Origin of the sequence: Duganella sp. FT27W (assembly GCF_009295655.1) — a bacterium.
Classification (GTDB): domain Bacteria; phylum Pseudomonadota; class Gammaproteobacteria; order Burkholderiales; family Burkholderiaceae_D; genus Rugamonas; species Rugamonas zoogloeoides.
In genome coordinates this window covers 338,949-364,955 of sequence record NZ_WHIV01000005.1, presented here as the reverse complement: position 1 = coordinate 364,955, position 26,007 = coordinate 338,949, and the positions used below count along the sequence as shown (strand labels likewise).

At 66.1% G+C, this 26,007-nt stretch carries 19 protein-coding genes and 1 pseudogene; 5 read left to right on the top strand and 15 right to left on the bottom strand.

What is annotated here, in order from left to right:
- Positions 1–40: 40 nt before the first annotated feature.
- Positions 41–1,378 carry an MFS transporter gene (locus F8197_RS23625; RefSeq protein WP_152884032.1) on the top strand — a complete coding sequence of 446 codons (1,338 nt, stop codon included), beginning with the start codon at positions 41–43 and terminating at the stop codon, positions 1,376–1,378.
- A 2-nt stretch (positions 1,379–1,380) separates the two neighbouring features.
- Here F8197_RS23625 and F8197_RS23620 read toward each other — a convergent pair whose 3' ends face one another.
- From F8197_RS23620 to F8197_RS23600, 5 genes are all read right to left on the bottom strand, one after another.
- The gene (locus F8197_RS23620) at positions 1,381–2,391 is read right to left on the bottom strand and encodes an NADP-dependent oxidoreductase (protein ID WP_152884030.1); all 1,011 of its coding nucleotides are present in this window, start codon (positions 2,389–2,391) and stop codon (positions 1,381–1,383) included.
- 4 nt (positions 2,392–2,395) lie between these two features.
- Complete coding sequence (locus F8197_RS23615; protein ID WP_152884028.1) at positions 2,396–3,472, bottom strand: alkene reductase; 1,077 nt, start codon at positions 3,470–3,472, stop codon at positions 2,396–2,398.
- Positions 3,473–3,494: 22 nt separating this feature from the next.
- Entirely contained in the window at positions 3,495–4,301 is an 807-nt protein-coding gene (locus F8197_RS23610) for an SDR family oxidoreductase (protein WP_152884026.1), read from the bottom strand.
- 70 nt (positions 4,302–4,371) lie between these two features.
- Positions 4,372–4,980 carry a TetR/AcrR family transcriptional regulator gene (locus F8197_RS23605; protein ID WP_056137533.1) on the bottom strand — a complete coding sequence of 203 codons (609 nt, stop codon included), beginning with the start codon at positions 4,978–4,980 and terminating at the stop codon, positions 4,372–4,374.
- Positions 4,981–5,024: 44 nt separating this feature from the next.
- The gene (locus F8197_RS23600) at positions 5,025–6,242 is read right to left on the bottom strand and encodes an MFS transporter (RefSeq protein ID WP_152884023.1); all 1,218 of its coding nucleotides are present in this window, start codon (positions 6,240–6,242) and stop codon (positions 5,025–5,027) included.
- Between the two features lie 109 nt (positions 6,243–6,351).
- On the opposite strand from F8197_RS23600, the gene F8197_RS23595 reads away from it, so the two are divergent.
- Positions 6,352–7,269: a LysR family transcriptional regulator gene (locus F8197_RS23595; protein WP_152884021.1), complete on the top strand. Its 918-nt coding sequence runs from the start codon at positions 6,352–6,354 to the stop codon at positions 7,267–7,269.
- A gap of 21 nt (positions 7,270–7,290) precedes the next feature.
- On the opposite strand, the gene F8197_RS29000 is transcribed toward F8197_RS23595, so the two are convergent.
- The 6 genes and pseudogenes from F8197_RS29000 to F8197_RS23565 form a co-directional block, all read right to left on the bottom strand.
- A complete protein-coding gene (locus F8197_RS29000; RefSeq protein WP_227012383.1) occupies positions 7,291–10,059 on the bottom strand; it encodes a zinc-dependent metalloprotease in 2,769 nt (922 codons plus the stop codon).
- Between the two features lie 7 nt (positions 10,060–10,066).
- Entirely contained in the window at positions 10,067–11,344 is a 1,278-nt protein-coding gene (locus F8197_RS23585) for a M14 family zinc carboxypeptidase (protein ID WP_152884020.1), read from the bottom strand.
- A gap of 9 nt (positions 11,345–11,353) precedes the next feature.
- Positions 11,354–14,143 (bottom strand): TonB-dependent siderophore receptor, encoded by a 2,790-nt coding sequence (locus F8197_RS23580; RefSeq protein ID WP_152884018.1) that lies wholly within the window; start codon positions 14,141–14,143, stop codon positions 11,354–11,356.
- Between the two features lie 70 nt (positions 14,144–14,213).
- Positions 14,214–15,152 (bottom strand): N-formylglutamate amidohydrolase, encoded by a 939-nt coding sequence (locus F8197_RS23575; RefSeq protein WP_152884016.1) that lies wholly within the window; start codon positions 15,150–15,152, stop codon positions 14,214–14,216.
- A 392-nt stretch (positions 15,153–15,544) separates the two neighbouring features.
- Positions 15,545–15,739: pseudogene (locus F8197_RS23570) on the bottom strand (transposase); the annotation flags it as partial.
- A 210-nt stretch (positions 15,740–15,949) separates the two neighbouring features.
- Positions 15,950–16,861 (bottom strand): AraC family transcriptional regulator, encoded by a 912-nt coding sequence (locus F8197_RS23565; RefSeq protein ID WP_193333547.1) that lies wholly within the window; start codon positions 16,859–16,861, stop codon positions 15,950–15,952.
- A gap of 169 nt (positions 16,862–17,030) precedes the next feature.
- Between F8197_RS23565 and paoA the strand changes: the two genes are divergently transcribed.
- The 3 genes from paoA to paoC are packed head-to-tail and all read left to right on the top strand — an operon-like array spanning position 17,031 to position 20,883.
- Positions 17,031–17,711 carry an aldehyde dehydrogenase iron-sulfur subunit PaoA gene (gene paoA, locus F8197_RS23560; RefSeq protein WP_227012382.1) on the top strand — a complete coding sequence of 227 codons (681 nt, stop codon included), beginning with the start codon at positions 17,031–17,033 and terminating at the stop codon, positions 17,709–17,711.
- A complete protein-coding gene (locus tag F8197_RS23555; protein ID WP_152884009.1) occupies positions 17,708–18,676 on the top strand; it encodes a xanthine dehydrogenase family protein subunit M in 969 nt (322 codons plus the stop codon). Before paoA ends, F8197_RS23555 begins: the two co-directional genes overlap by 4 nt.
- Positions 18,673–20,883 (top strand): aldehyde oxidoreductase molybdenum-binding subunit PaoC, encoded by a 2,211-nt coding sequence (gene paoC, locus F8197_RS23550; protein ID WP_152884007.1) that lies wholly within the window; start codon positions 18,673–18,675, stop codon positions 20,881–20,883. The genes F8197_RS23555 and paoC overlap by 4 nt, the downstream gene beginning before the upstream one ends.
- A gap of 110 nt (positions 20,884–20,993) precedes the next feature.
- On the opposite strand, the gene F8197_RS23545 is transcribed toward paoC, so the two are convergent.
- The 4 genes from F8197_RS23545 to F8197_RS23530 form a co-directional block, all read right to left on the bottom strand.
- Positions 20,994–21,683 (bottom strand): hypothetical protein, encoded by a 690-nt coding sequence (locus F8197_RS23545; protein WP_152884005.1) that lies wholly within the window; start codon positions 21,681–21,683, stop codon positions 20,994–20,996.
- A 122-nt stretch (positions 21,684–21,805) separates the two neighbouring features.
- Positions 21,806–23,209, bottom strand: a complete 1,404-nt coding sequence (locus F8197_RS23540; RefSeq protein ID WP_152884003.1) for an alkaline phosphatase — start codon at positions 23,207–23,209, stop codon at positions 21,806–21,808.
- Positions 23,210–23,231: 22 nt separating this feature from the next.
- Positions 23,232–24,698: an alkaline phosphatase gene (locus F8197_RS23535; protein WP_152883992.1), complete on the bottom strand. Its 1,467-nt coding sequence runs from the start codon at positions 24,696–24,698 to the stop codon at positions 23,232–23,234.
- Positions 24,699–24,787: 89 nt separating this feature from the next.
- A complete protein-coding gene (locus tag F8197_RS23530; RefSeq protein ID WP_152883990.1) occupies positions 24,788–25,957 on the bottom strand; it encodes a sensor histidine kinase in 1,170 nt (389 codons plus the stop codon).
- Positions 25,958–26,007 lie beyond the last annotated feature (50 nt).

Here is a 26,007-nt window from a genome sequence, read left to right as displayed (position 1 = left end):
CACTTGTTCACCATATAAACTACGATTCTTGGAGAATACAATGTCGACCGCAACCGCACAGGCCAGGCAGCAAGCTGCCGCCGCCACCCCTGCTTCGCAACATTCACCGCGCAAAGCGGCACTGGCCAGCTGGATCGGCAGCGCCGTGGAGTACTACGACTTTTTCATTTACGGTACCGCTGCCGCGCTGGTGTTCGGCAAGATATTCTTTCCCGCGTTTGATCCGGCCACTGCGGCCATTGCCGCCTTCGCCACGTTTGGCGTGGCCTATATCACCCGCCCGATCGGCGCCGTCATGCTCGGCCACATCGGCGACAAATACGGCCGCAAGAAGGTGCTCACGTTCACGCTGCTGCTGATGGGCGTATCGACCTTCCTGGTCGGCCTGCTGCCCACCTACAACCAGGCCGGCATCCTGTCGCCCATCATGCTGGTGGTGCTGCGCATGTTGCAAGGCATCTCTGCTGCCGGCGAACAGGCCGGCGCCAACTCGATGACGCTCGAACACGCGCCACCGCACCGCCGCGCCTTCTTCACCAGCTTCACACTCAGCGGCACCCAGGCCGGCCTGATCCTGGCCACGCTGGTCTTCCTGCCGATTTCCGCACTGCCGGAAGAGCAGCTGCTGTCGTGGGGCTGGCGCATTCCGTTCTTCCTCAGCGCCATCGTGGTGGTGGTCGGCTTCTGGGTGCGCCGCACGCTGCCGGAAACCCCGGCCTTCCAGGAAGAGTCCAAACTGCAGGAAGACGATCGCCTGCCGCTGACCGTGCTCCTGCAGCAGCACAAGGCCAACCTGGTGCGGGTGATCTTTGCCGCGCTGGTCTCGGTGATCAGCACCATCTTCAGCGTGTTTACGCTGTCGTATGCAGTCAATACCGTGCAACTGCCGCGTTCGACCATGCTGACGGTGCTGGTGCTGGCCAACCTGGTGGCGCTCGGTGCGATCCCGCTGTTTGCGGCGCTGTCCGACCGCATCGGCCGTCGCCCGGTGTTCATCTTCGGCGCACTCGGTTCGGCAGCGCTGGCGTGGCCTTATATGTGGGCCATCAGCACGTCCAACATTGCGCTGATCTTCGTGTTCGGCCTGCTGCTGTCGGGCGTGGTGTACAGCGCCGCCAACGGCGTGTGGCCGGCGATGTACGGCGAAATGTTCAGCACCCGCGTGCGCCTGTCAGGCATGGCGATCGGCACCCAGATCGGCTTCGCGCTGGGCGGCTTCGCCCCGACCATCAGCGCCGCCATCCTGCGCCCGAACGATCCGATGGGCTGGGTACCGGTGGCGGCGTTCGTCACCTGCACTTCGATCATTTCAGCCTTCGCGGTATTTACCGCGCGCGAGACTTGCCGGGTGCCGATGCAGGACCTCGGGAAAAATTGATACTACGGCGCCGGCGCCATCCGCACCACCACCTTGCCCCTGGCCCGCCCCTGGTCCAGGTAGGCCAGCGCTTCTTTCGCCTGGGCGAACGGATAGACCTGGTCGATCACGGGACGGATGGCGCCCGTTTCCAGCAGCTTGCCGATAGCGGCCAGCTGGGCGCCGTCCGGGCGCACGAACATGAAGGAATAAGCGGCGCCGCGCTGCCTGGCCATGCTGCGGATCTTGCGGCTGAGCAGGCCCATCACCAAGCGGAACACCACGTTCATGCCGCGCTGGCGGGCAAAATCGGCGGTAGGCGGGCCGATCAGCGAAACGACCTTGCTGCCCGGTCGGACGATGCCCAGCGCCTGTGCCAGCCCGTCGCCCTTCACCGTGCCCAGCACCACGTCGTAGTCACCCAGCACTTGGGTAAAATCCTGCTGCTTGTAGTCGATCACTTCATCGGCGCCGAGGCTGCGCACCAGCGCCACGTTGCCGGTGCTGGTGGTGGTGGCCACGCGGGCCCCCATCTGTTTGGCCAGCTGGATGGCAAACGAGCCGATGCCGCCCGAGCCGGCCGGGATGAACACCTTCTGGCCCGGCTTGACCGATGCATGCTCGTGGAACGATTGCCACGCGGTGAGCCCCACCATCGGGATCGCTGCTGCCTGCATGAAGTCGAGGTTGGCGGGCTTGTGGGCGGCTGCGTGTTCGGGTACGGCAACGAACTCGGCCAGCGATCCGCGACCGGTGTCGAACACGCTGGCAAACACCGCATCACCCACCTTGAAGCGGGTGACGCCGGCGCCGGTTGCCACCACCACGCCAGCCAGGTCGCTGCCCATCACGGCAGGCAACTCGAACTTGAGCAGCGGCTTGAATTCGCCCCTGACGATCGCGTTATCGACCGGGTTGAGGCCGGCCGCGTGGACTTGCACCAGGATCTCGCCAGGGGCGACCACGGGACGGGCAACCTCGGCCAGCGCCAGGGTGCCGGTCTTGCCATAGGCTTTCAGGATGAGTGCTTGCATGATTTCAGTTCGCCAAGGTCGGGTAATCAGTGTACCCCTTGGCGCCGGGCGTGTAGAACGTGGCCGGGTCGGGGGCGTTCAACGGGGCGTCGCGGTGCAGGCGCTCGACCAGGTCGGGATTGGCGATGAACGGGCGGCCAAAGGCCACCAGGTCGGCCTGGCCATCTTTCAACACCTGCTCGGCGCTGGCTTTGTCGAAGCCGCCGGCAGCGATGAACGGGCCATCGAAGGCGGCGCGCAAGGCAGCCTTGATGCCGGCAGGTACGGGCGGCGTGCCCATCGCGGAGTGGTCGAGCACATGCACATACAGCAGGCCCAGCCGCGACAGTTCCGCCACCAGCTCAATGTATTGTTCGTCAACGCCGTCATAGGCGCCAGCGGCATTGACCACGCCGTAAGGCGACAGGCGTATGCCCACGCGGTCGGCGCCGATCGCGGCCACTGCCGCGCGCGCCACTTCCAGCACGAAGCGGTTGCGACCTTCGGCGGTCACGCCGTAGCCGTCGGTGCGCAGGTTGATATTGGGGTTGAGGAATTGTTCAAGCAGGTAGCCATTGGCTGCGTGCAGTTCGATGCCGTCGAAGCCGGCCTCGATCGCCAGGCGCGCGGCGTCGGCATACTCCTGCACCGTGGCGGCGATGTCGTCCCCGGTCATGGCGCGCGGCGCCGTGTGCGGCAACGGCCCCTTGCCGTCGACCTGCATTTCGCCGGGGCACACTGCGGAAGACGGCCCCATCACTGCGGCACCGGCGGGCAGGTTGTCGATGTGGCTGACGCGGCCCGTGTGCATCAACTGCACGACGATCTTGCCGCCCTGCGCGTGTACCGCATCGGTCACCAGGCGCCAGCCGGCCACGTGTTCGCGATTGAACAGGCCGGGAATCCGCGGGTAGCCGAGGCCGTTGGGCGACGGCGACGTGCCTTCGGTGACGATCAGGCCGGCAGTGGCGCGCTGCGCGTAGTACGTGGCCATCAGGCTGTTGGGCGTGTTGTGCTCGACGGCGCGGCTGCGCGTCAGCGGCGACATCACTACACGGTTGGCCAGTTCAAGGCCACGCAGGGAAAAAGGTTCAAAGATCATGGTGGGCATCCGAATGTCAAGGTTAAACAGGCAGCAGGCGCGGGGCGACGGTGCCGGTCTGGGCGCTGGCGAACAGCGTGACGCGCGCGGTCTCGTATTGTTCGATCAGCGCGGCATCAGCCACCGATGGCAGGGTCAGGGTTTCGCCCTGATCGAGGCCGAACAATGCGGCATCGACCATGGCGTCGGCCGCCATCACGGTTTCCGGCGCCAGCGCGGCCAGCGGCACGCCCGACGGGTCCCACAGCTCGGTGGCGGTGGCGGCGGGCAGCACGGCCTGCACCTCGACGCCGGTGTCGGTCAACTCCTGCTCGAGACCGCGTGTAAAAGCCACCACGAACGACTTGGTGCCGCTGTAGACGGCGGTGATCGGCAGCGAGTGCAGGCCCAGCACCGAGGCGACGTTGATGATCAGGCCGGCATTGCGCTGCTTGAAGGCCGGCAGCGCGGCGTAGGTCAGGCGGGTGAGCGCCGTGATATTGAGCGCCAGTTGCGCGGCGACGTCGTCTGCGGTGCTGGCGGCCAGCGGCGCCAGGCGGGCAATGCCGGCGTTGTTGACCAGCACGCTGACGGCCGGGTTATTGGCCAGCACGTCGGCCACGCTGTCCTGCCCGGCCGTGGTGGCCAGGTCGGCAACCAGCGGCGTCACGTGCACGCCATGTTTTGCGGCCAGGCTGGCGGCCAGGGTTTGCAGGCGGTCGGCGCGGCGCGCCACCAGCACCAGGTCGTAGCCACGGGCGGCAAATCGGTCGGCGTAGATGGCGCCGATGCCGGACGAGGCGCCGGTAATGACGGCGATGTTGCGGCTGCTATGAGCGGTAACTGACATGATTTTCCTTTTAGAGAATTAAAAAATATGACGATCATCATATTCATGATCAAAAAAAACCGCCGAACAACTATTCGGCAGCCGGCAAGAACTGCTTGACGGTGGCCGCGCACAGCGCCGCCGACAACTTGGGATCGTCCACCGCGCGGGCCAGCATGGTGGTGCCGATCAGGGAACACAGCAATGCCATGGCCTGCTCGTGGGCCTGGGGCTGGCCCCAGTCCGGCATCTGGCGCGCCAGCAGGTCGACCATCTCCTTGATGTGCACGGTGGCCGCGTGACGCACTTCGGGCGCCTGGCGCGGCATTTCCGACGCCAGCGCAGAGACCGGGCAACCGTGCTCGATGGATGCAATGTGTTCCGGCGACAGATATGCGTCCATGATCGCCTTGATCGCCTGCCCCGGCGGTGCGGCGGCGGCCAGCCTGGTGGCCAGCGCCACCGCGTCGGCCCCCGCACGGTCGCCGGCCTCGGCCAGCAGCGCGTCACGCGAGGCGAAGTGGGCGTAGAAGCCGCCATGGGTGAGGCCGGCCTCCTTCATGATGTCGGCCACGCCCGTGCCATCGTAGCCGCTGCGACGGATGGCGCGCGAGGCCACCTCGACGATGCGTTCGTGGGTCACTTCCTTGCGGCTGGCAGCCGGGCGTCTGGATGATTTGGTTTGCATGACGGTCATCATATACCGGTTTCGAAATCGCTGCAAGCCGGTATCGCGTGACGCAGTTACCGCCCCGACGGTAGCGCCTGCGGGATGGGCTGCACGACAGGCCGGGCCAGCCACGCCACTGCCAGCGACACCAGCACCAATCCCAGCACTGTCGGTGCAAATGCCTGCACCCCGTACCGGTCGAGCAGCAAGCCGCCCACCAGGCCGCCGCCGGCAATCGCCAGGTTCCAGGCCGTGACCAGCATCGACTGCGCCACGTCGGCCGCCGCGCCGGCAGCATTGTCGAGCGCGGTCTGGAACAGCGTGGGAACGCCGCCGAACGCCGCACCCCACAGCGCAACGGCAAGATACATCATGATCGGCGCCGGTTGCGCCGGAACCAGCACCAGCAGCAGTGCTGCTATGGCAAAGACCACGTGGCTGGCAATGGTCAGCGCACGCAGGTGGCGGTCGATCAGCACGCCGGTGATCCAGATGCCGGCCAGCGCACTGACGCCGAATACCAGCAGCACCACGTCGATACGCTCGGCCAGACCGGCGCCGGCCAGCAACGGCGCGATATACGTGTACAGGATGTTGTGGGCCAGCACAAAGACCAGCACCATCCACAACACCGGCCGCACACCGGCCAGCGCCAGCACCAACCCCAGCGACCGGCGCGCGCCGGGCGCCTGGCCGGGCACATCGGGCACCTTGCGCCATACCCACAGCATCAGCAACAGCGCCAGCGCGCTCATGGCGGCAAAGCACAGGCGCCAGCCGATCAGCTTGCCGATAAAAGTGGCCAGCGGCACGCCGAGCGCCAGCGCCAGCGGCGTGCCCACCATGGCCACTGCGATCGCCCTGCCCTTCTGGTGCGGCGGTACCATGCGTGCCGCATAACCGGCCAGCAGCGCCCACAACACGCCGGCCGACACGCCCGCCACCAGCCGTCCCGCCATGATGGCGCCGTAGTGGCTGGAAAAACTGGTCACGCTGTTGGCGACGGCAAAGCCGGCAATCGCCAGCAGCAGCAACGGCCGCCGGCGCCAGCTTTGGGTGAGCGTTACCAGGGGTATTGCCGCCACCAGCGAGCCGATGGCGTAGATCGTCACCATCTGGCCGACCATCGACTCGGACACCGACAGGCTGGCCGCGATCGGCAACAGCAGGCCGGCCGGCAGGGTCTCGGTCAGAATGGTGAGAAAGCCGGCCATGGCGAGGGCCAGCAAGGCGGCCAGCGGCAGTGGGCGGTCCCGGTCCCGGTCATGGGGGTGGTCGTGGTCGTGCTTCATGCGCAATCCTCTCTGTAGAAAAGGCGATGATAGGCAGCGCACCAATAAAGAAAAAGTCGGGTACAGTTCCTCGTTCTACGGACAGAACTGTCCGCAATCGGAGAAACGCATGGACAGTTTGACCGGCTTTACGGTATTCGTGACAGTGGCGGAGGCGCGCAGTTTTGTCGCGGCCGGCCGCGCCCTTGGCGTATCGGCTTCGGCGGTGGGGAAAAGCATCGCCCGGCTCGAGGACAAACTCGGTGTGCGGCTGTTCCACCGCAGCACGCGCAGCATCACGCTGACGGCCGAAGGCACCCTGTTCCTCGAGCGCAGCCGGCGCATCCTGGCCGAGATCGAAGCGGCCGAGCAGGAACTGTCGCAGGCCGCCGGTGCACCGCAGGGACGGTTGCGCGTGAGCCTGCCGCTGGTGAGCACGCTGGTGCTGCCGGTGTTGAGCGAGTTCATGCGACGGCACCCGGCGGTGCAGCTTGACCTCGACTTTACCGACCGCATGGTCGATGTGATCGACGAGGGTTTCGACGCCGTGGTGCGCACCGGCCAGCCCACCGATTCGCGGCTGTCAGCGCGCCAGGTGGGCACATTCCGCCAGGTGCTGGTGGCCGCTCCCGACTACCTGGCGCGGTGCGGCACGCCGCACGCGCCGGCCGACCTGCTCGATCACACCTGTTTGCACTTCCGCTTTCCGCACAACGGCAAGCTCGAGGCGTGGCCGCTGCCTGAGCGCGATGGCCAGGTGCCGTTGCAGCTACCGGCCTCGATGGTCTGCAACAACATCGAAACGCGCGTGTGCTTTGCGCTGCTGGGACGCGGCATCGCGTTCCTGCCGGATTTCTCAATCCACAACATGCTGGCCGACGGCCGCCTGGTGCAGGTGCTGCCGGGCTGCGAGCGCAGCAGCACGTTCCACGTGCTGTGGCCGGCCAGCCGCCAACCATCGCCCAAGGTACGGGCGCTGGTGGACTTCCTGAGCGAACATCTGTTCGGCGCAGTCGCCATGGGGTGCCAGCAAAAGCAAAAGCAGTAGCAACCGCTGTAGCAGCGCCGGTCAGATCGGCGCACCCGGCGGAATCGCCGGCGCCGGCCGCAGCTTGACGCTGCGCGGATCGGCCAGGTAGCGCGTGATCAGATCAACCGCCTGGCGCCGGTTCGCGCCCACGCTGCCGCTGCCGGGATTGCGCGCCAGCCAGGCCCCCAGTTCGCGCACGCCCTGGCGCACTTCGGCCTCCACCTGCGGATGCAGGTTGCCGCCGTCGAGCAGGCGCAACACGCTGTCGAGCACGACCCAGTCGGCAGCCTGTTGCACCGCCGCCCCGCCCGCCAGCGTGGCCGGTACCGGTAGCCGTTTCCAGCCGCCGGCCAGCACCTGCGCCAGCAGGTCCGTCACGCCAGGCTGCTGCGGGTCGCGCGCATGCTGCCACGCCAGGCGATTGACGCGCGCCGGGTCGAACAGGTACAGGCAAGCCTGGGCGGCGGCGGCCTGCGCCGCTGCGTAGGGATCGAAACCGCGTTCCATGCCGGTGGCAAAATATTCGGCGCCGCGCTGGTAGCCCTGGGCGGGCGGCGTCAGCAAGTCCAGCACGTGGGCCGGCAAGGCCAACTGCTCGGCGCGCAGGCTGTCGGCCAATTGGCGCAGCGCCTGGCGTTGCACGGCGGCCGGCACCACGCGCACGCCGGCCTGGCGCGCGCCGCTGCGCGCATCGGCTGCGGTGGCGTACTCGAAGGCGCCGCCGGCCAGCAGCCGCGCCACCGCTTCGGTCTGGTAGCGGTGCAGCAGGTACACCGGCACCAACCGCGCTTCGAGTTCGCCCAGCTGGCGCTGGTCGGGCAGCACGCCCACCGAGAACTGTTGCAGCGCACGCCGGCGCGCCGCCATGATCACGTCCCAGCCGGCCAGCGCGTCGGCGTCCACGTCCCACATCAGGCCGCCCGGATGGCTGGCGCCGGCGGGGCGCGAATCGGCGTCGCTCACGTAGTCGAGGCCCTGGGCACGAGCCTGGGCGCGCAGCCGCGCCAGGCCGTCAGCTTCGGCCTGCGGCGTGGCAAACGCGGTGTAAGCGTGCGCCACCACGAAATCATCCCACGGCCCCAGCCCGGTACCGTAGGCGTTGTTGAGCGCAATGCTGCCATCGGCAGCAATGCTCAGCAACGGATGCGGATAGTCCATCACCGAGCCGTTGCCGCCCGCGTAGCGGCTGGCAGCAAAGTTATGCGTGAAACCCAGCGTATGGCCGATCTCGTGCGCGGCCAACTGGCGCAGGCGCGCCAGCGCGGCCTGTTGTATCTGCGCCAGCGCTGCCTGTTGAGCCGGCGCCAACGTTGCTTGCTGTACCGGCGCCGACGCCACTTGTGACACCGGCGCCTGTGCTGCCTGTTGTACCGATGCCGACGCCGCTTGTGCCCCCTGCGCCAGCGCCGCCGGCTGTACATGCTCCAGCGCCGCTTGCGGCAGTGCGGCCTGTCGTGCCGGGTCAGCCGGCGCTGCTTTGGCGCCGTAAGGGGCCAGCAGGCTTTCAGCAATGAGGATGTCCTGCCGCACGCGTTGCGAGTCCAGTGTGACCACGCCCCGGATGATTTCGCCGGTGCGCGGATCGAGCAGCGAGCTGCCGTACGACCAGCCGCGCGTATCGCGGTGCACCCAGTTGATGACGTTGTAGCGGATGTCCATCGGATCCACGCCCTCGGGCAACAGCTCGACCCGGTACGCATCCTGGAAGCCGGCCTTTTCGAACGCGGAGGCCCACCAGCGCGCGCCGTCGAGCAGGGCCGAGCGCACGGGTTCGGGCGCACCCCGGTCGAGGTAATAAACGATGGGCTTTTTCACCGGGCCGGATGCCGCCGCCGGATCGATGCGTTCGAGCCGGTGACGGCGCTGGCGCCGTACGTCGATGCTGTCGGCCAGCGGCACGCCGAAATCGATCACCGCGTTGGCGGTGCCGCCCGAGCCTGGGTGGAAGGTGCGCGGCGTGTAGCCGTCCTGCGGCAAGCGCACCAGGCTGATGTGCTGGCGCAGCGTGACGGCGCCGCCATCGGCCGCCACCCGGCGCACGGCCGCGCCCTCGCCAGCACCGGCCACCGCCAGGGTCAGCTCGGCTTCGAGCTCGGTATTGTCGGGAAAGCTTTTCGCCAGCTCCGCCAGCACCGCGCTGCGCGTCGCCTGCACCGTGTAGTTGCCCTGTTTGGCGCCGGCCAGGCGCCGCCCTATGCCGTGCTGATCAGTCAGCAGGAAGCTGGAGAAATCGACCAGGTATTTGCCCGGTTCGCTGGCCAGGATATCGCCCGACCACAGCACGGCAGCCGCAAACGCCTGCACCGCACTGGCGCGCTCGTCGGCATTGCCGGAGCTGGCGGTGTAGCGCGTGTTGTCCTCCACCAGGAACAACCGCGCGCCGCGCTTTTGAAAGCGCACCAGTTTGACTTCGCCGGGCTGGCCCCGGTCCAGTCCCACCTCGTTCGAACCGAGCCCGTACGGCAGCGAGCTGGCCAGCAGGAACGGGCGATCGAGCTCGCTCACGGCCAGCAACACGCGGCCCTTGTCGGCATCGCGCCAGATCGGCAGGAAGCACGGCTGGGCTGGTAAATGGGCGGTCAGCGCGACGATACTTTTCGGCGCCGCCGATGGTGACGACGACGTTGCCGCCAATGGCGATGACGCATCAGGCTTCGATGGCGGTACCGATTGTGGCGCCGAATTCGGCAATGGGACCACCGACGACGGGACTGCTTGCGCCACCGCCAGCGGCAGCGCACCCGCCAGGGCGAGGATCAACCAAGGCGCCAGCAGCACGGCGGGCGGCAAGAACAGGGTTCTGGTCATGGCAGCCTCAACGCGACGACTTCGCCAAGATCAGTTTCATCAGCTCGGTGGCGCCGACCTGCCCTTTCTGACGGATCTTGTCGCGCGGAGTGTTGTCGCCGATCTCGAACACGATCGCCTCCATGCCGTGCTGCTTGAGGAAGTAGTTGCGCGACACCGTGGTCGGTTCCAGCCGGTCCGACGCCTGCACCACCGGCTTGTAGTTCGGAATCTCGTGCTGGATGCGGTCCAGCCACTGCGGTACCAGCCCCGGCATATTGCCGACGAACTTGGGATCGAGCGTGTAATAGATATCGTCCCACGTCGAATGGAAATCGATGCCGAAGTAAAACTTGGTGCCGGCGTCGGCGCGCTGTTGCAGGAAGTCGCGCACGGCCCGCGTCTCCGGCTGGTTGAAATCGGCCCAGTCGCGGTTGAGGTCGATGCCACCCACGTTATGACGCCAGAAGCCGCCATCGACGCCGTCCGGGTTCATCAACGGCACCACGTACACGGTCCAGTCCTTGCGGAAGCGCTTGGCCAGTGCGGTATCGGCTGCCAGCGTTTCGACGAACGATTGCATGGCAAAATAACCGGTCACCTCGGGCGGATGCTGGCGCGAGATCACCACGATCGCTTTTTTCGCGGCCGGGTTGCCGACCGTAAGCAGCTTGAGCGGCCGCCCGCCCGTGCTCTTGCCGATCTCGGCGACCGGTAAATGATGCTTGCGCGCGGTGTCGTCCAGCCAGCCGTACACGCGTTTGGACGTGTGCAGTTCCTGGCCGGCGATCCACAGCGGCTGCGGGCCGGTCGGCAGACGCAAGGTCACGCTTTTCGGACGGGCCGTGGCACTGCTATTGCCTTCGGCCACCTGCGCCGGTGCGTCGGCCGCAATGCGGTCGGCGTCCAGCGGCGTCCACTGCAGGCCGTCGGTGCTTACCTGCGGCGTGTAGCGGTGGCGCGCCGCTTCCGGATACACGAGCTTGACCTGCACCTCGCCGGGCGCGCGCGACCACACCTGGAATGCGTACCACGGGCTCATGTTGATCGGCGCGTTTTCCGGCGTGATGGTGATGGTGTACGCGTTGGGGCCGGTACGCTCGATGCCGTTGACACGGGCGCCGTCGAAGTCGTTGGAAAAATACACGCCGTCTTCGTTGAACGGGAACACGCCCTTGGCCTGGCGGTCGGTGGGCTTGCTGCTGGTATCCACCACCGCGCGGATCGGCGGCTGGCCCTGGTATTGCTGGGCGGTGACGCCACCGGCCAGCAGCAAGCCAAGTAATAATGCGGAAAATTTTTTCATGTCAGCTCATCAGAAAGTATAGGCGGCAGTGACGCCGATGCGGCGGAACTGCGGCGAAAAGCCGCCGCGCCAGGACACCGGCGCATCCTGTTCGAACAGGTTGTTGACGAACAGCGCCAGCTTCACGTGCGGGATGCCGGAAAACGCCACGTTGTAATCGACCGTGGTATTGCTGCCGATGTGGCTGCAGGTATCGAAGTATTGTGCCGCCACGTTTTGCGTCGTGCAATAGGTCGGCGACGACACGCTGTTGGAGCTGTAGCCGCTGCGGTAGTTGATGGCCACGCCGTTGTCCCAGGCGCCCGACTTGATGTTGGCGCGCAGCTTGGTGGACAGGCGCGAGCCGCCATCGTAGTTGCCGGCCTGGTTGGCGCTGTAGGCATTGTCGGTCACGCTCCACTCCTGGTACTTCCAGGTGTACTCGCCTTCGAGCTTCAGGCGTACCTGGCCCAGCGCCGTGTTGAAGCGGCCGGATGCATCGAAGTCGAAGCCCGACGTGCGCGTCTTGCCGCTGTTGACGTAAGGGTTGTACACCAGCGCCACCTTGCCGATATTGCCGTAGTTGACGGTGTTACCGGGCGCGTACTTGGCCACCAGCGCCAGGAACTCGTTGTCGGTGGCCGTGCTGTCCACGCGCACCAGCTGGCCGTCGGGCAGCGTGCTCTCACCCTTGAGGATGTCGGCCAGCGTGCGGGTACCGATCTGGTCCTTGCGTTCGATATGGTAGTAGTCCACGGCCAGCGTCCAGTTCTTGACCGGTTCCCACACCAGGCCGCCGGTGATGGTGCGCGAGGTTTCCGGCTTGAGGTCCGGGTTGGACGACACGTAAGCGGGCAGCACGGCGGAACAGTCGGCGTTGCGGTAGGTGTTGGCCAGCGCCTTGTCGCCGGTGGTGGCCGTGCTCGACCCCTGCACCAGCGCGTTGAGGGTGTTGGCGATCGGGCAGCGGTGGTAATCCTGCACGCCGGTCGAGTACGAGCTGCGGCCCATGCCATTGCCCGATTCGACGATGTTCGGGGCGCGGAAGCCGCCCGAAGCGGTGGCGCGCAGCAGCAGGCTGTCGGTGGCGTTCAGGCGCAGGCCCAGCTTGGGCGAGAAGTGCGCCTCGCTATTGCTGGTCTTGTCGCCACGGCCGGCCACCGACAATTCCAGCCGCTTGAAGACCGGTATCGTGGCTTCTGCAAACAGCGCGTAGTGATCGACGGTATCCTTGACCTGCAGGCCGAACGCGCTCACCAGTTCGCCACCGAGCACATTGTCCGAGCTTTTCATTTCGTACGATTCGCGGCGGATGTCGGTACCCAGCGCGAGGCGCACCGGTCCGGCCGGCAGCTGCAACACCTCGCCCGACACGGTGGCGTCCCAGAAGCTGATACCGGCCTTGCCGTAGGTGTTACGCACCGGGTACATCGATTCGAGCAGGGCGCGGTCGTTGACCTGGCCGAACTTGTACGCGCCGCTGACGATGGCGTTGGTATAACCCTGGGCGCTGGTGCCGCGGAAGTCCTTGTCGGCCGTCGATTTCATGTGGCCGAGCGCCGATTTCCATTCCCAGCTGCCAATGTCGCCGGTCAGGCTCAGCATGGCGCGGTACTGCTGCGACGTGGTGCGGTTGAAGTTGAAGCCGTCGCCGGTATCGGCCAGGCGCGCACGGAACTCGGTCGGCGTCGAGTACGGATTGTTGGGGTGGCCCACCGGCAGCTTCGGATAATAAAACGGCCCGATCAAATTGCCGCCGTACATGTCGTACCAGTATGCAGCCGACGTGGTGGTATTGGTGGTGAAGGCGCCAAGCAGGTAGTCGGTGGTGGCGCCGGCAGCGGTCAACTCGAAATTGGCGTCGATCGCCTTGCCGATGCGGAAGTGGGTATTGCTGGCCAGCGACCAGCGTTTCGAACCGGTAGCTGCGCCATCGGTGGCCAGCGCGTCGAACTTGCACTGCTTGTCCACCGGGTCGATGGCGTCGGCCGGGCAGCCTGGCGCGGCAACGATATTGGTACTGCTGCGGAAATAGTTACCGGTCGGCGAGTACTGGCTTTTCGCATCCCAGGTCGAACGGCCCGGCGTCAGGCGGTGCCACTCGGGATAGAACTTGGCCACCTCGCCGGTGGTGTAGCCGTCGTTCTTGTAGAACTCGTAGTTGATGTAGGTGTTGTAGCCATCCTTGTCGAGGTCGCCAAAGCCGACGATGCCGGCCACGTTGCGGCTGCGCAGGTCGCGGAAACCATCTGCTTCGCGGTAATTGCTGCTGATTTTGAAACCCTGGTAGTCCTTGCGCAGGATGATGTTGATCACGCCGGCAATCGCGTCCGAACCGTAGATGGCCGAAGCGCCATCCTTGAGAATCTCGATGCGCTCGATGGCGGCGGACGGAATCGCGTCGATGTTGGTGAAGTTCTGCTGCGCGGCATCGGACAGCGCGTACTGCGCGATACGGCGGCCGTTGACCAGCACCAGCGTGGCCACCTTGCCCAGCCCGCGCATCGACACGCCCGACGAACCGTTGGCAAAGGTGGCCGCGCCCTGGGTAGCGGCGCTCAGGCTGGTGCTGACTGCGGACGTGGTGGTCAGGATGCCGAGCGCGGTAGTCTCGCCGGTGCGCTCGATGTCTTCGCGGGTGAGCACCTGCACCCAACCGGCGGCTTCGGCAGCCGTGCGCTTGATGCTCGAACCGGTAATTTCCACGCGCTGTACGGTATCTTCCGGTGCCGCGACCTGGGCGACGGCGTGATTGGCGTAAGCCAGCGACAGCGCCAGCGATACCGCCCCGGCGATGGCGTTCTGTTTCAAGTTTTTCATTTTTTCCCCTGTTATGAATGTGATGGCGTGCCCGCCACAGCGGGCGGGCCAGTGTCCGGTACCGCCGCTGTTAGCGGTAGCCGGCAGCGCGCAGGTGGGCCAGCAAGGCGTCGGCCACCACGGCTGCGGTTTGTTCGATGCGCTCGGCGCCGGCGCGCCAGTTGGCGCCAAATTCCAGCTGTACGCTGTCGATACCCTGCGGCGTCTGCACGCCGAACACGCGCACGATGGTGCCGCCGCTGAAATGGGTTTCCTTGTCCTCGGCTGCTTTTGGCAGCACGTTGAGGCCGCCGGCTTCGAGACGTGTGATCAGGCCGTCGGGCGTGGTGTAGAACGGCGCGTTGTGCGCGGTCAGGCCGCTGCCGGTGCCGCGAAAGATCGCGCCCCGGTCCAGGCTCTGGCCGTGGATATCGACCAGCAGCGCGCCCGGCTGCGTGCGCACCGTGTCGATCGCGCTGCGCAATGCGCCGTAATAGGCGTCATAGACGGGAGCGGCAGACGGCGCCTCGTAGGCGTCCTCCGCCTTGCGGTTGAAATCGATGTACTTGCGGCTGATGTTGGCGCCCACCAGGTAGGCCTGGCGGCCACTTTTTGCCAGCAGGTGGCGCTGGATGGCGGCAGCGAGCTCGTTGACGCGGTCGTCCTGCACCTTGGTGCCCTTGGCGCGCTCGGGCGCATCGGCCAGCTTGACGTTGCCGCCGTGCGGCACCGAAAACACCAGCGGCAGCGTGCCCGGCGCGATGGTCAGATAGTCGGGAAACTGGTTGGCGGACGCGGCAGGCGCAGCGGTTGCTGGCGCGAGGGCCGAATTGGCAGCCGTGTTAGCTGCTGAATTGGCGGCTGAATTGGCAGCCGCGCTGGTGGCAGCGCTGGTGGCAGCGTTGGTGGCCGCGCTGGTAGCCCTATTGCTGGCCGTACTGGCACAGCCGGTCATGGTAGCCATTCCCAGCGCCAGCAGTACTGCTGCCGCCAGTCCGGTCTTGTTGTATTGCGTCGTGTTGCCCTGCATGGTGCCCTTTCGTATTGATGTCGGGCACAAATATAAAAGGCTCACTTGCATAAATTAACGAAGGTTTTTGAATAACCTTATCGGTATCGCGCAGCTAGCCTGGCACGCCGGACGCCCCGGCGGCGCTATTTAAGCTAGCGGCGCCGACGGTGCCAAGCGGCGTTCGAACCGGGCAAATCCCCGCCCTGTGGCGGTGTCCGGGGGCTGGCGACGGTAGCGCGACCATAGCTTAAATTGTGCCGTGCGGCAGGCGCCTCGGCGCCTGTGCGTCAGCCGTGCAAGGTGCGGCCGCAAGCAAAAAAATCTTGCGGCGCAACAAAAAAACAACAGGATGGAGGGTAATGCGGGAGGGAAAGCGGCGGCGATGGCTGCGATGGCAGTGGCTATTCGGCCTTGGGACCGCGCTTCGATTCGAACACCAGATGGGCCTGGGTCAGGATTTCTTTCTTCCACTGGCTCACCATCACCGGGTGGATGCAATGGAGGTGGGCGATCTCGCTGACGGTCTTGTCGCCGCGTACCGCTTCGAGCGCCACGCGCGCCTTGAAGGCGGCGCTGTGCACCTTGCGTTTCTTGACTTCGGTCATACCCTGCTTTCCCCGGTGAGCGCGTTGCGTATCGCTTGCAAATGAACAACAAGTTTAACTTTCGGCCCGGGCAAATACATTCCAAATAAATCGGCAATTTCAGCGTGGCGCAGCATGAATATGCTAAAAATATTCGAATTACAGTATCTTTACATTCATTAGGCGATCCTCATAAGCATATAACTGGAATGCATCGGGCGCCAGCAACTGCTAAGCGCGCCAGCCATCGCGTCGCGCACGTATATCGCGCATCGGCGAGCAGCCGAAAACGCGGCTGTATTCGCGGTTGAACTGGCTGGCGCTCTCGTAGCCAACGTCGAAGGCGGCGCTGGCAGCGTCCAGGCCATCGATCAGCATGCGCCGCCGCGCTTCGTGCAGGCGCAGCTGCTTCTGGAATTGCAGCGGACTCATCGACGTCAAGCGGCGGAAATGGTGGTGCAGGGTCGAGACGCCCATGCCCGCCTGCTGCGCCAGTTGCTCCATGCGCAGCGGCTCGGTGTAATGATTGCGGATCCAGTCCAGCGCCCGCACCGTGCGGTCGCTGTCGCCGCCGGTGGTGGCAATCGCGCGCAGGCGCGCGCCTGCTGCGCTGTGCAGCACGCGATAGATGATTTCCCGCTGCAGCAGGTCACTGAGAAACGCCGACGGCTCATGCGACCCGAGCAGGTCGAGCATGCGGCCAAAGGCCGCCGCCAGTTCCACCGTCACGGCCCCGGTGCCCATGCCACACGTATCCGGTGCTGCGGCACCGGTCATATCCGTCATTAACGGCGTACTGGCCAGCACTTCGCGCACCAGGCGGATATCGAGCGCCAGCCGCAAGCACATATACGGCGCGGCCACGCTGGCGTCGAGCACTTCGCTGCTGACCGGCAAGTCGATGGCGGTCACCAAAAAGCGCGAGCGGTCATAGATAAAACTGTGCTGCCCCAGGTGCACCCGCTTGCTCCCCTGCACCACCAGCGCAATGCTGGGCAGGTACTGGGCCGGCGCCGGCGGCGTCGGCTCCAGGTGGCGGTAAAGCGTGAGCGCGGCAATGCTGGTCGGGTTTTCGACGGCGCCCACCAGCGGCGTGCTTTTTCGTACCAGCTCGGCACACAATGATTCGATTGTTTTATCCATGGTGGAGGCAATCATAGCGACTGGCGCCCCCGGCTGGCTACAGGATTCGCCACCGCCAGAGGATCAGGCAAGCGGCCTAGAGGAACGGGATACCGCCGCCCCCGCCCAGGCGGCACACTGGTCCGGTCAGCCGGGCCTTGCCCGGCATCCCCGAACCATGGAGCCCCAGATGCCAGACCTGCCGATATCAATCGCGTCAACCTCCCAAAACATTGATCGCCGCACCTTCATCGCTACCAGCTCCGGCGCCGTGGCCGCCAGCATGCTGCCCGGTCGAGCCCAGGCCGAAGGTGCGCGACAGGCCGCAGGCCAGAACCCGGCCACGGGCGGCGCCGTTGTTACCGCCAACACCACGCTCACCGTGAACGGCAAGCAACATCAGCTCGACCTCGACACCCGCGTCACCCTGCTCGACGCCCTGCGCGAACACCTGCACCTGACCGGCACCAAGAAAGGCTGCGACCACGGCCAGTGCGGCGCCTGCACGGTACTGGTCGATGGCCGCCGCATCAACTCCTGCCTGAGCCTGGCCGTCATGCACGACGGCGACCAGGTCACCACCATCGAAGGCCTGGGCACGCCCGACCAACTGCACGCGATGCAGGCGGCGTTTGTCAAGCACGACGGCTACCAGTGCGGCTACTGTACGCCGGGCCAGATCTGTTCGGCCGTAGCCACGCTCGACGAGCTCGCACGCGGCGTACCGAGCCACGTCACCGCCGACCTCAATGCCGCGCCCGTCTTCAGCGCCGCAGAACTGCGCGAGCGCATGAGCGGCAATATCTGCCGCTGCGGCGCCTATTCCAACATCATCGACGCCATCACCGACGTGGCCGGGAGCCGCGCATGAAAGCCTTCACCTACGAACGCGCGCGCACCCCGGCCGAAGCGGCGGCCGCCATCGCCCGCACCCCGGGCGCGCGCTTTATTGCCGGCGGCACCAACCTGCTCGACCTGATGAAGCTGGAAATCGACACCCCGGCACACCTGGTGGACGTCAACCACATCGGCCTCGACCAGATTGCCGCCACGCCGGACGGCGGACTGCGCATCGGCGCGCTGGTGCGCAACACGGAACTCGCTGCCGACGCCACCGTGCGGCGCGGCTACGGCGTGCTGTCGCGCGCACTGCTGGCCGGCGCCTCGGCCCAGTTGCGCAACAAGGCCACCACGGCCGGCAACCTGCTGCAACGCACGCGCTGCCCGTATTTCTATGACACCAACCAGGCCTGCAACAAGCGCCAGCCCGGCAGCGGCTGCGCGGCCGTCGGCGGTTTTACCCGGGGCCTGGCCATCATCGGCCACAGCGACGCCTGCCTGGCCACTCACCCGAGCGACATGGCCGTGGCCATGCGCGCGCTCGATGCGGTGGTGGAAACCGTGCGCGCCGACGGCGCCACGCGCCGCATCGCGATCGCCGATTTTTATCGGCTGCCCGGCAACGCGCCCGAGCGCGACACCAACCTCGCACCCGGCGAACTGATTACCTCGGTGGTGCTGCCGCCGCCAGTGGGCGGCCGGCATTTCTACCGCAAGGTGCGCGACCGCGCCTCGTATGCATTCGCGCTGGTGTCGGTGGCGGCCATCGTCCAGCAGGACGGCAGCGGGTGCGTGGCGCTGGGCGGCGTGGCCCACCAGCCGTGGCGCCGCCAGGAGGCCGACAGCGCCCTGCCGCAAGGCGCCAGGGCCGCCATGGCGCGCCTGCTGGAGGGCGCCAGACCGACTGAAGACAACAGCTACAAGGCGGTGCTGGCCGAGCGCACGCTGCACGCCATCCTCGATCAGGCCAACCCGCAAGCCAAGGAACGCGCATGAAATTCGACAAACCCGCCACTACCAGTCCGATCGACCAGCTCAAGGTGGTCGGCAAGCCCCTCTCGCGGGTGGAAGGATTGCTCAAGGTCACCGGCACAGCCACTTACGCCTACGAGCAGCACGCCGCCGCGCCGAACGCCGCCTACGGCTACGTGCTGGGCGCGGCGATTCCCAAGGGCCGCATCGACAGCATCGACATTACCCGCGCCCGCGCCGCGCCCGGCGTGCTGGCCGTGGTCACGGCCGCCAATGCCGGCCAGCTGGACAAGGGCGAGTTCTACGCCGCCCGCGCACTGGCCGGTCCCGACATCGAGCATTACCACCAGGCCGTGGCGCTGGTAGTGGCCGAGACGTTCGAGCAGGCGCGCGCCGCCGCGCAACTGGTCGATGTGCGCTACACGCGCACCGCCGGCGCCTTCGACCTGGCCGCCGCCAGGGACGGCGCGCCGCTGTCCAAGGCAGCCAAATTCGCGCCGCCGCCCGAAACCGGCATCGGCGACTTCGAATCCGCCTATGCCCAGGCCCCCATCAGGCTCGACCGGCAATACACCACGCCCGACCAGGCCCACGCCATGATGGAGCCGCATGCCAGCATCGCCGCCTGGCACGGCGACCAGCTCACGCTCTGGACCTCGATCCAGCAAATCAACTGGGGCCGGCGCGACCTGGCCAAAACGCTCGGCATCGCGGCAGACAATGTGCGGCTGGTGTCGCCGTACATCGGCGGCGGCTTCGGCGGCAAGGGCACCATCCTGTGCGACGCCGTGCTGGCGGCGCTCGGGGCGCGCGCGGCCAAGCGGCCGGTCAAGCTGGCGTTGCAGCGCCCGCTGATGTTCAACAACGTCACCCACCGCCCAGCCACCATCCAGCGCCTGCGCATCGGCGCCACCGAGAGCGGAAAAATCGTCGCCATCGGCCACGAAAGCTGGTCCGGCAATATCGCCGGCGGCCGGCCCGAGGCAGCCACCGCCGCCACCCGCCTGCTGTACGCGGGCGCCCACCGCATGACGCGGCTGCGCCTGGCGCACCTGGACCTGGCCGAAGGCAGCGCCATGCGCGCACCGGGCGAAGCGCCCGGCATGATGGCGCTGGAAATCGCCATCGATGAACTGGCCGAACAGCTGCAACTCGATCCCATCGAACTGCGCATCCGCAACGACACCCAGGTCGATCCCGAAAACCCCAAACGGCCGTTCTCCCAGCGCCAGCTGGTGCAATGCCTGCGCACCGGCGCCGAGCGCTTCGGCTGGCAGAACCGGCCGGAACGCCCGGCCAGCCGCCGCGACGGCCACTGGCTGGTCGGCTACGGCGTGGCCGCCGCCATCCGCGGCGCGCCGATCACCATGTCGGCCGCGCGCGTGCGGCTCGACCGGCGCGGCATGGTGACGGTGGAAACCGACATGACCGATATCGGCACCGGCAGCTACACCATCATCGCCCAGACCGCCGCCGAGATGATGGGCGTGACGGTCGGGCAGGTAGTGGTCAAGCTGGGCGATTCGAACTTCCCGGAATCGTCCGGCTCCGGCGGCCAGTGGGGCGCGGCATCCTCGACGGCAGGCGTGTACGCGGCGTGCGTCAAGCTGCGCGAGGCGGTGGCCAGGCAGCTTGGTTTCAAGGCCGACGATGCCACCTTTGCCGACGGCCAGGTGCGCTGGGGCGGCCGCAGCGTGCCGCTGGCCTATGCTGCACGCACGCGCGATCTGGTGGGCGAAGACAAGATGGAATACGGCGAGCTGTCGAAACAGTATGCGCAGCAGACCTTCGGCGCGCATTTCGTCGAAGTGGCGGTCGATGCGGCCACCGGCGAGGTGCGCATCCGCCGCATGCTGGCCGTGTGCGCGGCCGGCCGCATATTGAATCCCAAGACCGCGCGCAGCCAGATCATCGGCGGCATGACCATGGGCGCCGGCGCGGCGCTGATGGAAGACATGGTGGTCGATCACCAGCGCGGCTTCTTCGTGAACCACGACCTGGCCGGGTACGAAGTGCCGGTCCACGCCGACATCCCCCACCTCGATGCGATCTTCCTCGACGAGGTTGATCCCACCATGAGTCCCTTGAAAGCCAAGGGCGTGGGAGAACTGGGCATCAGCGGCACGGCAGCGGCAATCGCCAACGCCATCTACAACGCCACCGGCGTGCGGGTGCGCGATTACCCGATCACGCTCGACAAGTTGATCGACAATTTGCCCAGCCCCGTCTGATCTGGATCTGGAGCGCCCGAATAGCCTTCAGGGCCAGGCGCAGCGACGAAGACAGTACGCTAGTACGGCGAGGAGCTGCAACGCGGCCATGGAGGCTTTTTCGGGCGCTCCTAATCGAGGAAGTCGGCGAATTCTCGCTGTGCATATCCTTGCAGCTTGGTCCACGGCGCCGCAGCTGCGCCGGCGCGGGCAGTGACATCCACGCGGCGATAGAAGGTGCCGGCCTTGTCGCCGCTTTCGATCGTCACCGGAATCTGGCGCTGCTCGTCCCACAGCACGCGCTGGTACACGCCGTTGTCCTCGCGCTCGCGCCACTTCGCGCCGGGCGTGCTGCTGGCGCGGTTGGTCACGGCCATGGTTTTCAGCAGGCGCGGATCGAGCAGGTAGAACGCGCGGTCCCACGAGCCGTCGAAGTTGACGTTGCCGAACTCGGTGGCGGGGATGGCGATCACTGCCTTCTCTTTTGCATCGACAAACTCCAGGCGCGGCGTCTTACCGGCGTTGATCACGTGGCGCGGCATGGCGATGTGGTTGAGGCCATGGCGGTGGCCACCCTCCTCATGTTTATGCGGCGCCGCATGCGCCGGCAGCACCCGCGCACTCCACACGTGGCCGGGCCGGCGCAACATGGTTTCCTCGTAGCGCGACTCGCGGGTGACGCCGTCGGGGGCGACGGTTTTGCTGTAGTAGGCAATCGCCAGGTCGAGGTCGGGTGCGGTGGCCGGCGCGTTGGCAACGGCGTGAACTGTGCCGGCGAGGCTGAGGGTGGCGAGCAGCGTGGAAAGGCGGGAGATTTGCATGAGGGCTCAATTATTGGCGTTTGATTCGTCATTCCCGCGCCGGCGGGAATCCATGGACCGCGTGGATTCCCGCCTGCGCGACGGTCCGTCGTTACAGCATGACGGACCTTATTGCAGCGACTTTAAAACCCGAACGCCGTCTTCAACAACCCGAACACCTTGGTGTTATCGAGCGTGCCCTTGAACGGCTTGGCGCCGGCGCCGGTGGCAAACAGCTTCACATCGCCACCACCGTGGGTTTCGCTCGACAGGCGCACGCCGGTCTCCTGCAGGTAGTTATCGGCCAGCACCGTGGTGCTGTCGAGGTTGTCGCGCAGGTTCGGGCGGTTCGGGCCGTTGCCGAACACCAGCGTGGTGTAGGTTTTACCATCCGCATCCTTGGCCGGCAGACCGTCGCGGTAGCCACGGTTGATGTCGAGGATGGGGTTGCCGCGCTTGCCGTAGCCGTTGAACGCCAGCGTGTGGTCGTGGTCGGCGGTGACCACGATCAGGGTGTTGGCCAGGGTCGGGTCGGTCAGCCTGGCTTTGGCCAGTGCAGCCTTGATGGCGTCGTCAAAAGCGATGGTGTCGCTCAGCGCGCGCTTGGCGTTGGTGCCGTGCAGCGCATGGTCGATGCGGCCGCCTTCCACCATCAGGAAGTAGCCGTTGGTGTTTTGCGCCAGCAGGTCCATTGCCTTGACCGTCATCTCGGCCAGGCTTGGCTGGGACGCGCCCTCGCCCAGCGGCGGCGTGGCGGTGCGATCGAGTTCGTATTCGAGGTGGCTGCGGGTGCTGTACAGGCCGATGAATTTCTTGCCGGTGGCAGCATTCATCTCGGTCTTGTTGGCAGCGACCGTGTAGCCCTTGGCGGCCAGTTCGGTCAACAGGTTGCGGCCGTCGGCGCGGCCGGTAGTGTTGCCGGCGCCATAAGGCGTGAAGTGGTTGCGCCCGCCGCCCATCAGCACATCGACGCCATCGCCCAGGGCGGTATTGAAACCGGCGCCGCCCGGCACCAGTTGCGCGGCAATGTGGTACTGCGCATTGCGGTTGCAGATGTGCGACCAGGCCGTGGCCGGGGTGGCGTGGGTCAGCTCGGTGGTGGTAATCGTCCCTACGGCCTTGCCCTTGGCCTTGGCCAGTTCCAGGATGGTGGGGGCGGCCGTGCCGTTGGTGGCGGCGCAGTTGTTCACGCCGAGGTTGCCGTTGGCGTCGCGGCCCGGGTTGGTGGCGACCGTTTCGGCGGACATCGAGATTACCTCGTTGTTCATTTTCACGCCGGTCATGTAGGCGGCCATCGACGGTGCGCTGTCGGTGGTCTGGGCGTCGGCCGAGAAAGTCTTGATGCGCGCGGTACGCTCGAGCGTGTCCATGGTCAGGCTGCCGTCTTCGCCGTACTTGTAGATGCGCGCGGCGGTAATCGTGGTGGGGCCCATGCCGTCACCGAGGAAGAAGATGATGTTCTTGGCTTCGCCGGCCGCATGCGCTGGCAGGGTAAAGGAGGTAGCAAGGCCCAGGGCCAGGCTGGCCGCGATCAGGGTAGGTTTCATGTCTGGTATCCGTGTGAAAGTTTTACAGGCCGGAGGCGGTCTTGACCAGGCTAAACACCTTGGTGTTGTCGATGGTGCCGGTGAAGTTTTCGGCGCCCTTGCCGATCGCGCCCAGGAACACGTCGGTGCCGCCGTGGGTCTCGCTGCCCACCGCCACGCGCACTACCGCCTCCTGGTGGTAGGTATTGGCGCTGGTCACGCTCTCGTCCAGGCTGGCCATGCTGCTGCGGTTGCCCTGGGTGCGGTTTTCGCCATTACCGAAGCCGATGATCGAGTACGGTGCACCGTCGAGGTCCTTGTCCACCGCGCCGGTCACGTAGTTTTTCACCACGCCCAACACACCGGCATTGCCGGCGGTGGTTTTGCCGGTGCGCTTGGCGTAGCCGTTCAGGACCAGCGTGTGGTCATGGTCGGCGGTCACCACGATCAGGGTGTTTTTCAGGTCCGGGTCGGCGATGCGGGCCTTGGCCAGCACGGCCTTGATGGCGTTGTCGAACGCCACCATGTCGTGCAGGGCTTTCTTGGCCGTGGTTTCGTGCAGCGCGTGGTCGATGCGGCCGCCCTCCACCATCAGGAAGTAACCCTTGCTGTTCTTGGCCAGCACGTCCATGGCCTTGGTGGCCATTTCGGCCAGACTCGGCTCCTTGGCCGGGTCACGGTCGAGGTCGTAGCTCATGTGGCTCGACGAGAACAGGCCCAGCAGGCGGGTGGTCTTGCTGGCGTCGATCGCGTTCAGCTCGGTGACATTGCTGACGTACGTGGCGTTTTTTGCTTTCGATTCGTCGATCAGGTTGCGGCCGTCGCTGCGCTTGCCGCCGGCGGCGACCGGCACGAAGAACTGGCTGCCGCCGCCGAGCATCACGTCCAGGCCCGTGCCCAGCGCGGCATTGAAACCGGCGCCGCCCGGCACCGACGCGGCGGCGATATCGTTTTCCAGGTCGCGGTGGCAGATGTGGGCGTAGGTGGCGGCCGGGGTGGCGTGGGTGACGCGGGTGGTGGTGACCACGCCGGTAGCCATGCCCTGCGTCTTGGCCTGTTCGAGCAGGGTCGGCACCGCCGTGCCATTGCTGGCGCCGCAGTTGTTGCCGAGCTTGTTGCCGTTGGCGTCGGCCACCGGATCGACAGCGACCGTGTTGGCCGACATCGAGATCACTTCGTTGTTCATTTTGACGCCGGTCATGTAGGCGGCCATCGACGGCGCGCTGTCGGTCACTTGCGCGTCGTTGGAGTAGGTCTTCACAAACGCCGATTCCGGCAGCGTGTCGACGGTCAGCTCGCCCTCTTCGCCCACGGCGTAGATGCGGGCGGCGGTCATGGTGGTCATGCCCATGCCGTCGCCGAGGAAGAAGATCACGTTCTTGGGCGCGGCAGCCACCGGGGTGGTGGGCGCGGTCTCGTTGACAGGAGTGGAATCGCTGCTGCAGCCAGCCAGCAGGGCGGCGGTCAGGCCGGCAACGAGCAGCGGCTTGCACAAGGAGTTGCGGTTCATGGTGTGTGTATCCGGCAATCGTTTTAAAGATTTGCAAGATAACAATTCCGTATTACCGCCTCATGACAAGATGAGGCTGCTTTACAACATCAGGCAGCGTGCAGACCACTGCGGTGCAGCGGCAGGGTGACGCTGAACGTGGTGCCGTCCTGCTCGCCGGAAACGACCTCGATGCGCCCGCCGTGGGCCTGGGCAATCTGGCGCGCGATGTACAGGCCGATGCCCAGGCTGGTGTGCTCGCCTGCGTCCGCGCCGCCCTGCTGGGTGATGCGCACCAGCGGATCGAAAATACCGGCAATCTTGTCGGCCGGGATGGCGGGACCGGCATTATTGATGCTGATGACGATGTCGTTGCCGGCGTCCGCCAGCACAGTGACGGCCACCGGCGTGTCCACCAGCCCGTACTGGATGGCATTGCCGATCAGGTTGGACAGCATTTGCGCGATGCGGCCATTGTCGAGCATCGTCATCACGCTGCCCGGAACCTGCAGCGCGATCTGGCGTTCCGGGTGGAAGGTGCGCAGTTCTTCGACCACCTGGCGGCTGATGATGGCCAGGTCGCCGTGGCGGGTATCGATCGGCATATTGGCGCCGAAGTGGGTGCGGGTGTAATCGATCAGGTCGTTGACCAGGCTGCTCATGCGCCTGGCGCTGCTGTTCATGCGGGTAGCCGCCAGCGCGTACTTGTGCGGAATATCGTTGGCCTGCATCAGGAAGCTCGACCCCATCACCACCGCGCCAAGCGGATTGCGCAGGTCGTGGCCGAGGATGGCCAGGAACATGTTCTGCGACTTCTTGACCAGGTACTCGTAGCGCGCCACCGATTCGGCCAGCGCCTGGTCGATCGCCTCGTTAAAGCGCGTCATGTCGGCGCTGTCGGTGTCGCGGTCTTCCCTGGTAAACGCATCCCACAGCGCCAGCACGCTCGAACGCAGCGCGCGGTATTCCGACACCAGTTGCACGACGGTGTAACCGGACAGCAGGCGCGCCTCCGCGTGGGTTTCGGACGCGGTGTCCCGGTGGCCGTTTTCACGCTCGCGCTCGCCCAGCCCCTGCGACTTGGCCACGCGCTCCTGTTCCGATTGCGGCTGGTCGAGGTCGTCGGCCACGGCCAGCAGCATTTGCCGCGCGTGGTCGCGCAGTTCGACATCGTCCATGGTGAGCGCCGGTGGCTCGACCGTGCGGGCGAAATCTTCCCAGGCCTGCAGGATCGCTTCGATATTGCTGCGGATAAAATCGGCAAGCCGGAGGTGTGCCATGGAAGCTTGCCTTTCAGGTGCCCGAGTCCGCGCCATTCGCATCGAAGGGG

Excerpts from the sequence above, each read along its gene's own strand:
- F8197_RS23555 (WP_152884009.1), top strand. The coding sequence starts at position 17,708 with ATGAAAGCCTTCACCTACGAACGCGCGCGCACCCCGGCCGAAGCGGCG.
- F8197_RS23530 (WP_152883990.1), bottom strand. The coding sequence starts at position 25,957 with ATGGCACACCTCCGGCTTGCCGATTTTATCCGCAGCAATATCGAAGCG.
- F8197_RS23610 (WP_152884026.1), bottom strand. The coding sequence starts at position 4,301 with ATGTCAGTTACCGCTCATAGCAGCCGCAACATCGCCGTCATTACCGGC.
- F8197_RS23585 (WP_152884020.1), bottom strand. The coding sequence starts at position 11,344 with ATGAAAAAATTTTCCGCATTATTACTTGGCTTGCTGCTGGCCGGTGGC.
- F8197_RS23575 (WP_152884016.1), bottom strand. The coding sequence starts at position 15,152 with ATGCAGGGCAACACGACGCAATACAACAAGACCGGACTGGCGGCAGCA.
- F8197_RS23535 (WP_152883992.1), bottom strand. The coding sequence starts at position 24,698 with ATGAACCGCAACTCCTTGTGCAAGCCGCTGCTCGTTGCCGGCCTGACC.
- F8197_RS29000 (WP_227012383.1), bottom strand. The coding sequence starts at position 10,059 with ATGACCAGAACCCTGTTCTTGCCGCCCGCCGTGCTGCTGGCGCCTTGG.
- F8197_RS23605 (WP_056137533.1), bottom strand. The coding sequence starts at position 4,980 with ATGATGACCGTCATGCAAACCAAATCATCCAGACGCCCGGCTGCCAGC.
- paoC (WP_152884007.1), top strand. The coding sequence starts at position 18,673 with ATGAAATTCGACAAACCCGCCACTACCAGTCCGATCGACCAGCTCAAG.
- F8197_RS23615 (WP_152884028.1), bottom strand. The coding sequence starts at position 3,472 with ATGATCTTTGAACCTTTTTCCCTGCGTGGCCTTGAACTGGCCAACCGT.
- F8197_RS23625 (WP_152884032.1), top strand. The coding sequence starts at position 41 with ATGTCGACCGCAACCGCACAGGCCAGGCAGCAAGCTGCCGCCGCCACC.
- F8197_RS23580 (WP_152884018.1), bottom strand. The coding sequence starts at position 14,143 with ATGAAAAACTTGAAACAGAACGCCATCGCCGGGGCGGTATCGCTGGCG.
- F8197_RS23545 (WP_152884005.1), bottom strand. The coding sequence starts at position 21,683 with ATGCAAATCTCCCGCCTTTCCACGCTGCTCGCCACCCTCAGCCTCGCC.
- F8197_RS23595 (WP_152884021.1), top strand. The coding sequence starts at position 6,352 with ATGGACAGTTTGACCGGCTTTACGGTATTCGTGACAGTGGCGGAGGCG.
- F8197_RS23540 (WP_152884003.1), bottom strand. The coding sequence starts at position 23,209 with ATGAAACCTACCCTGATCGCGGCCAGCCTGGCCCTGGGCCTTGCTACC.
- F8197_RS23565 (WP_193333547.1), bottom strand. The coding sequence starts at position 16,861 with ATGGATAAAACAATCGAATCATTGTGTGCCGAGCTGGTACGAAAAAGC.
- paoA (WP_227012382.1), top strand. The coding sequence starts at position 17,031 with ATGCCAGACCTGCCGATATCAATCGCGTCAACCTCCCAAAACATTGAT.
- F8197_RS23620 (WP_152884030.1), bottom strand. The coding sequence starts at position 2,391 with ATGCAAGCACTCATCCTGAAAGCCTATGGCAAGACCGGCACCCTGGCG.
- F8197_RS23600 (WP_152884023.1), bottom strand. The coding sequence starts at position 6,242 with ATGAAGCACGACCACGACCACCCCCATGACCGGGACCGGGACCGCCCA.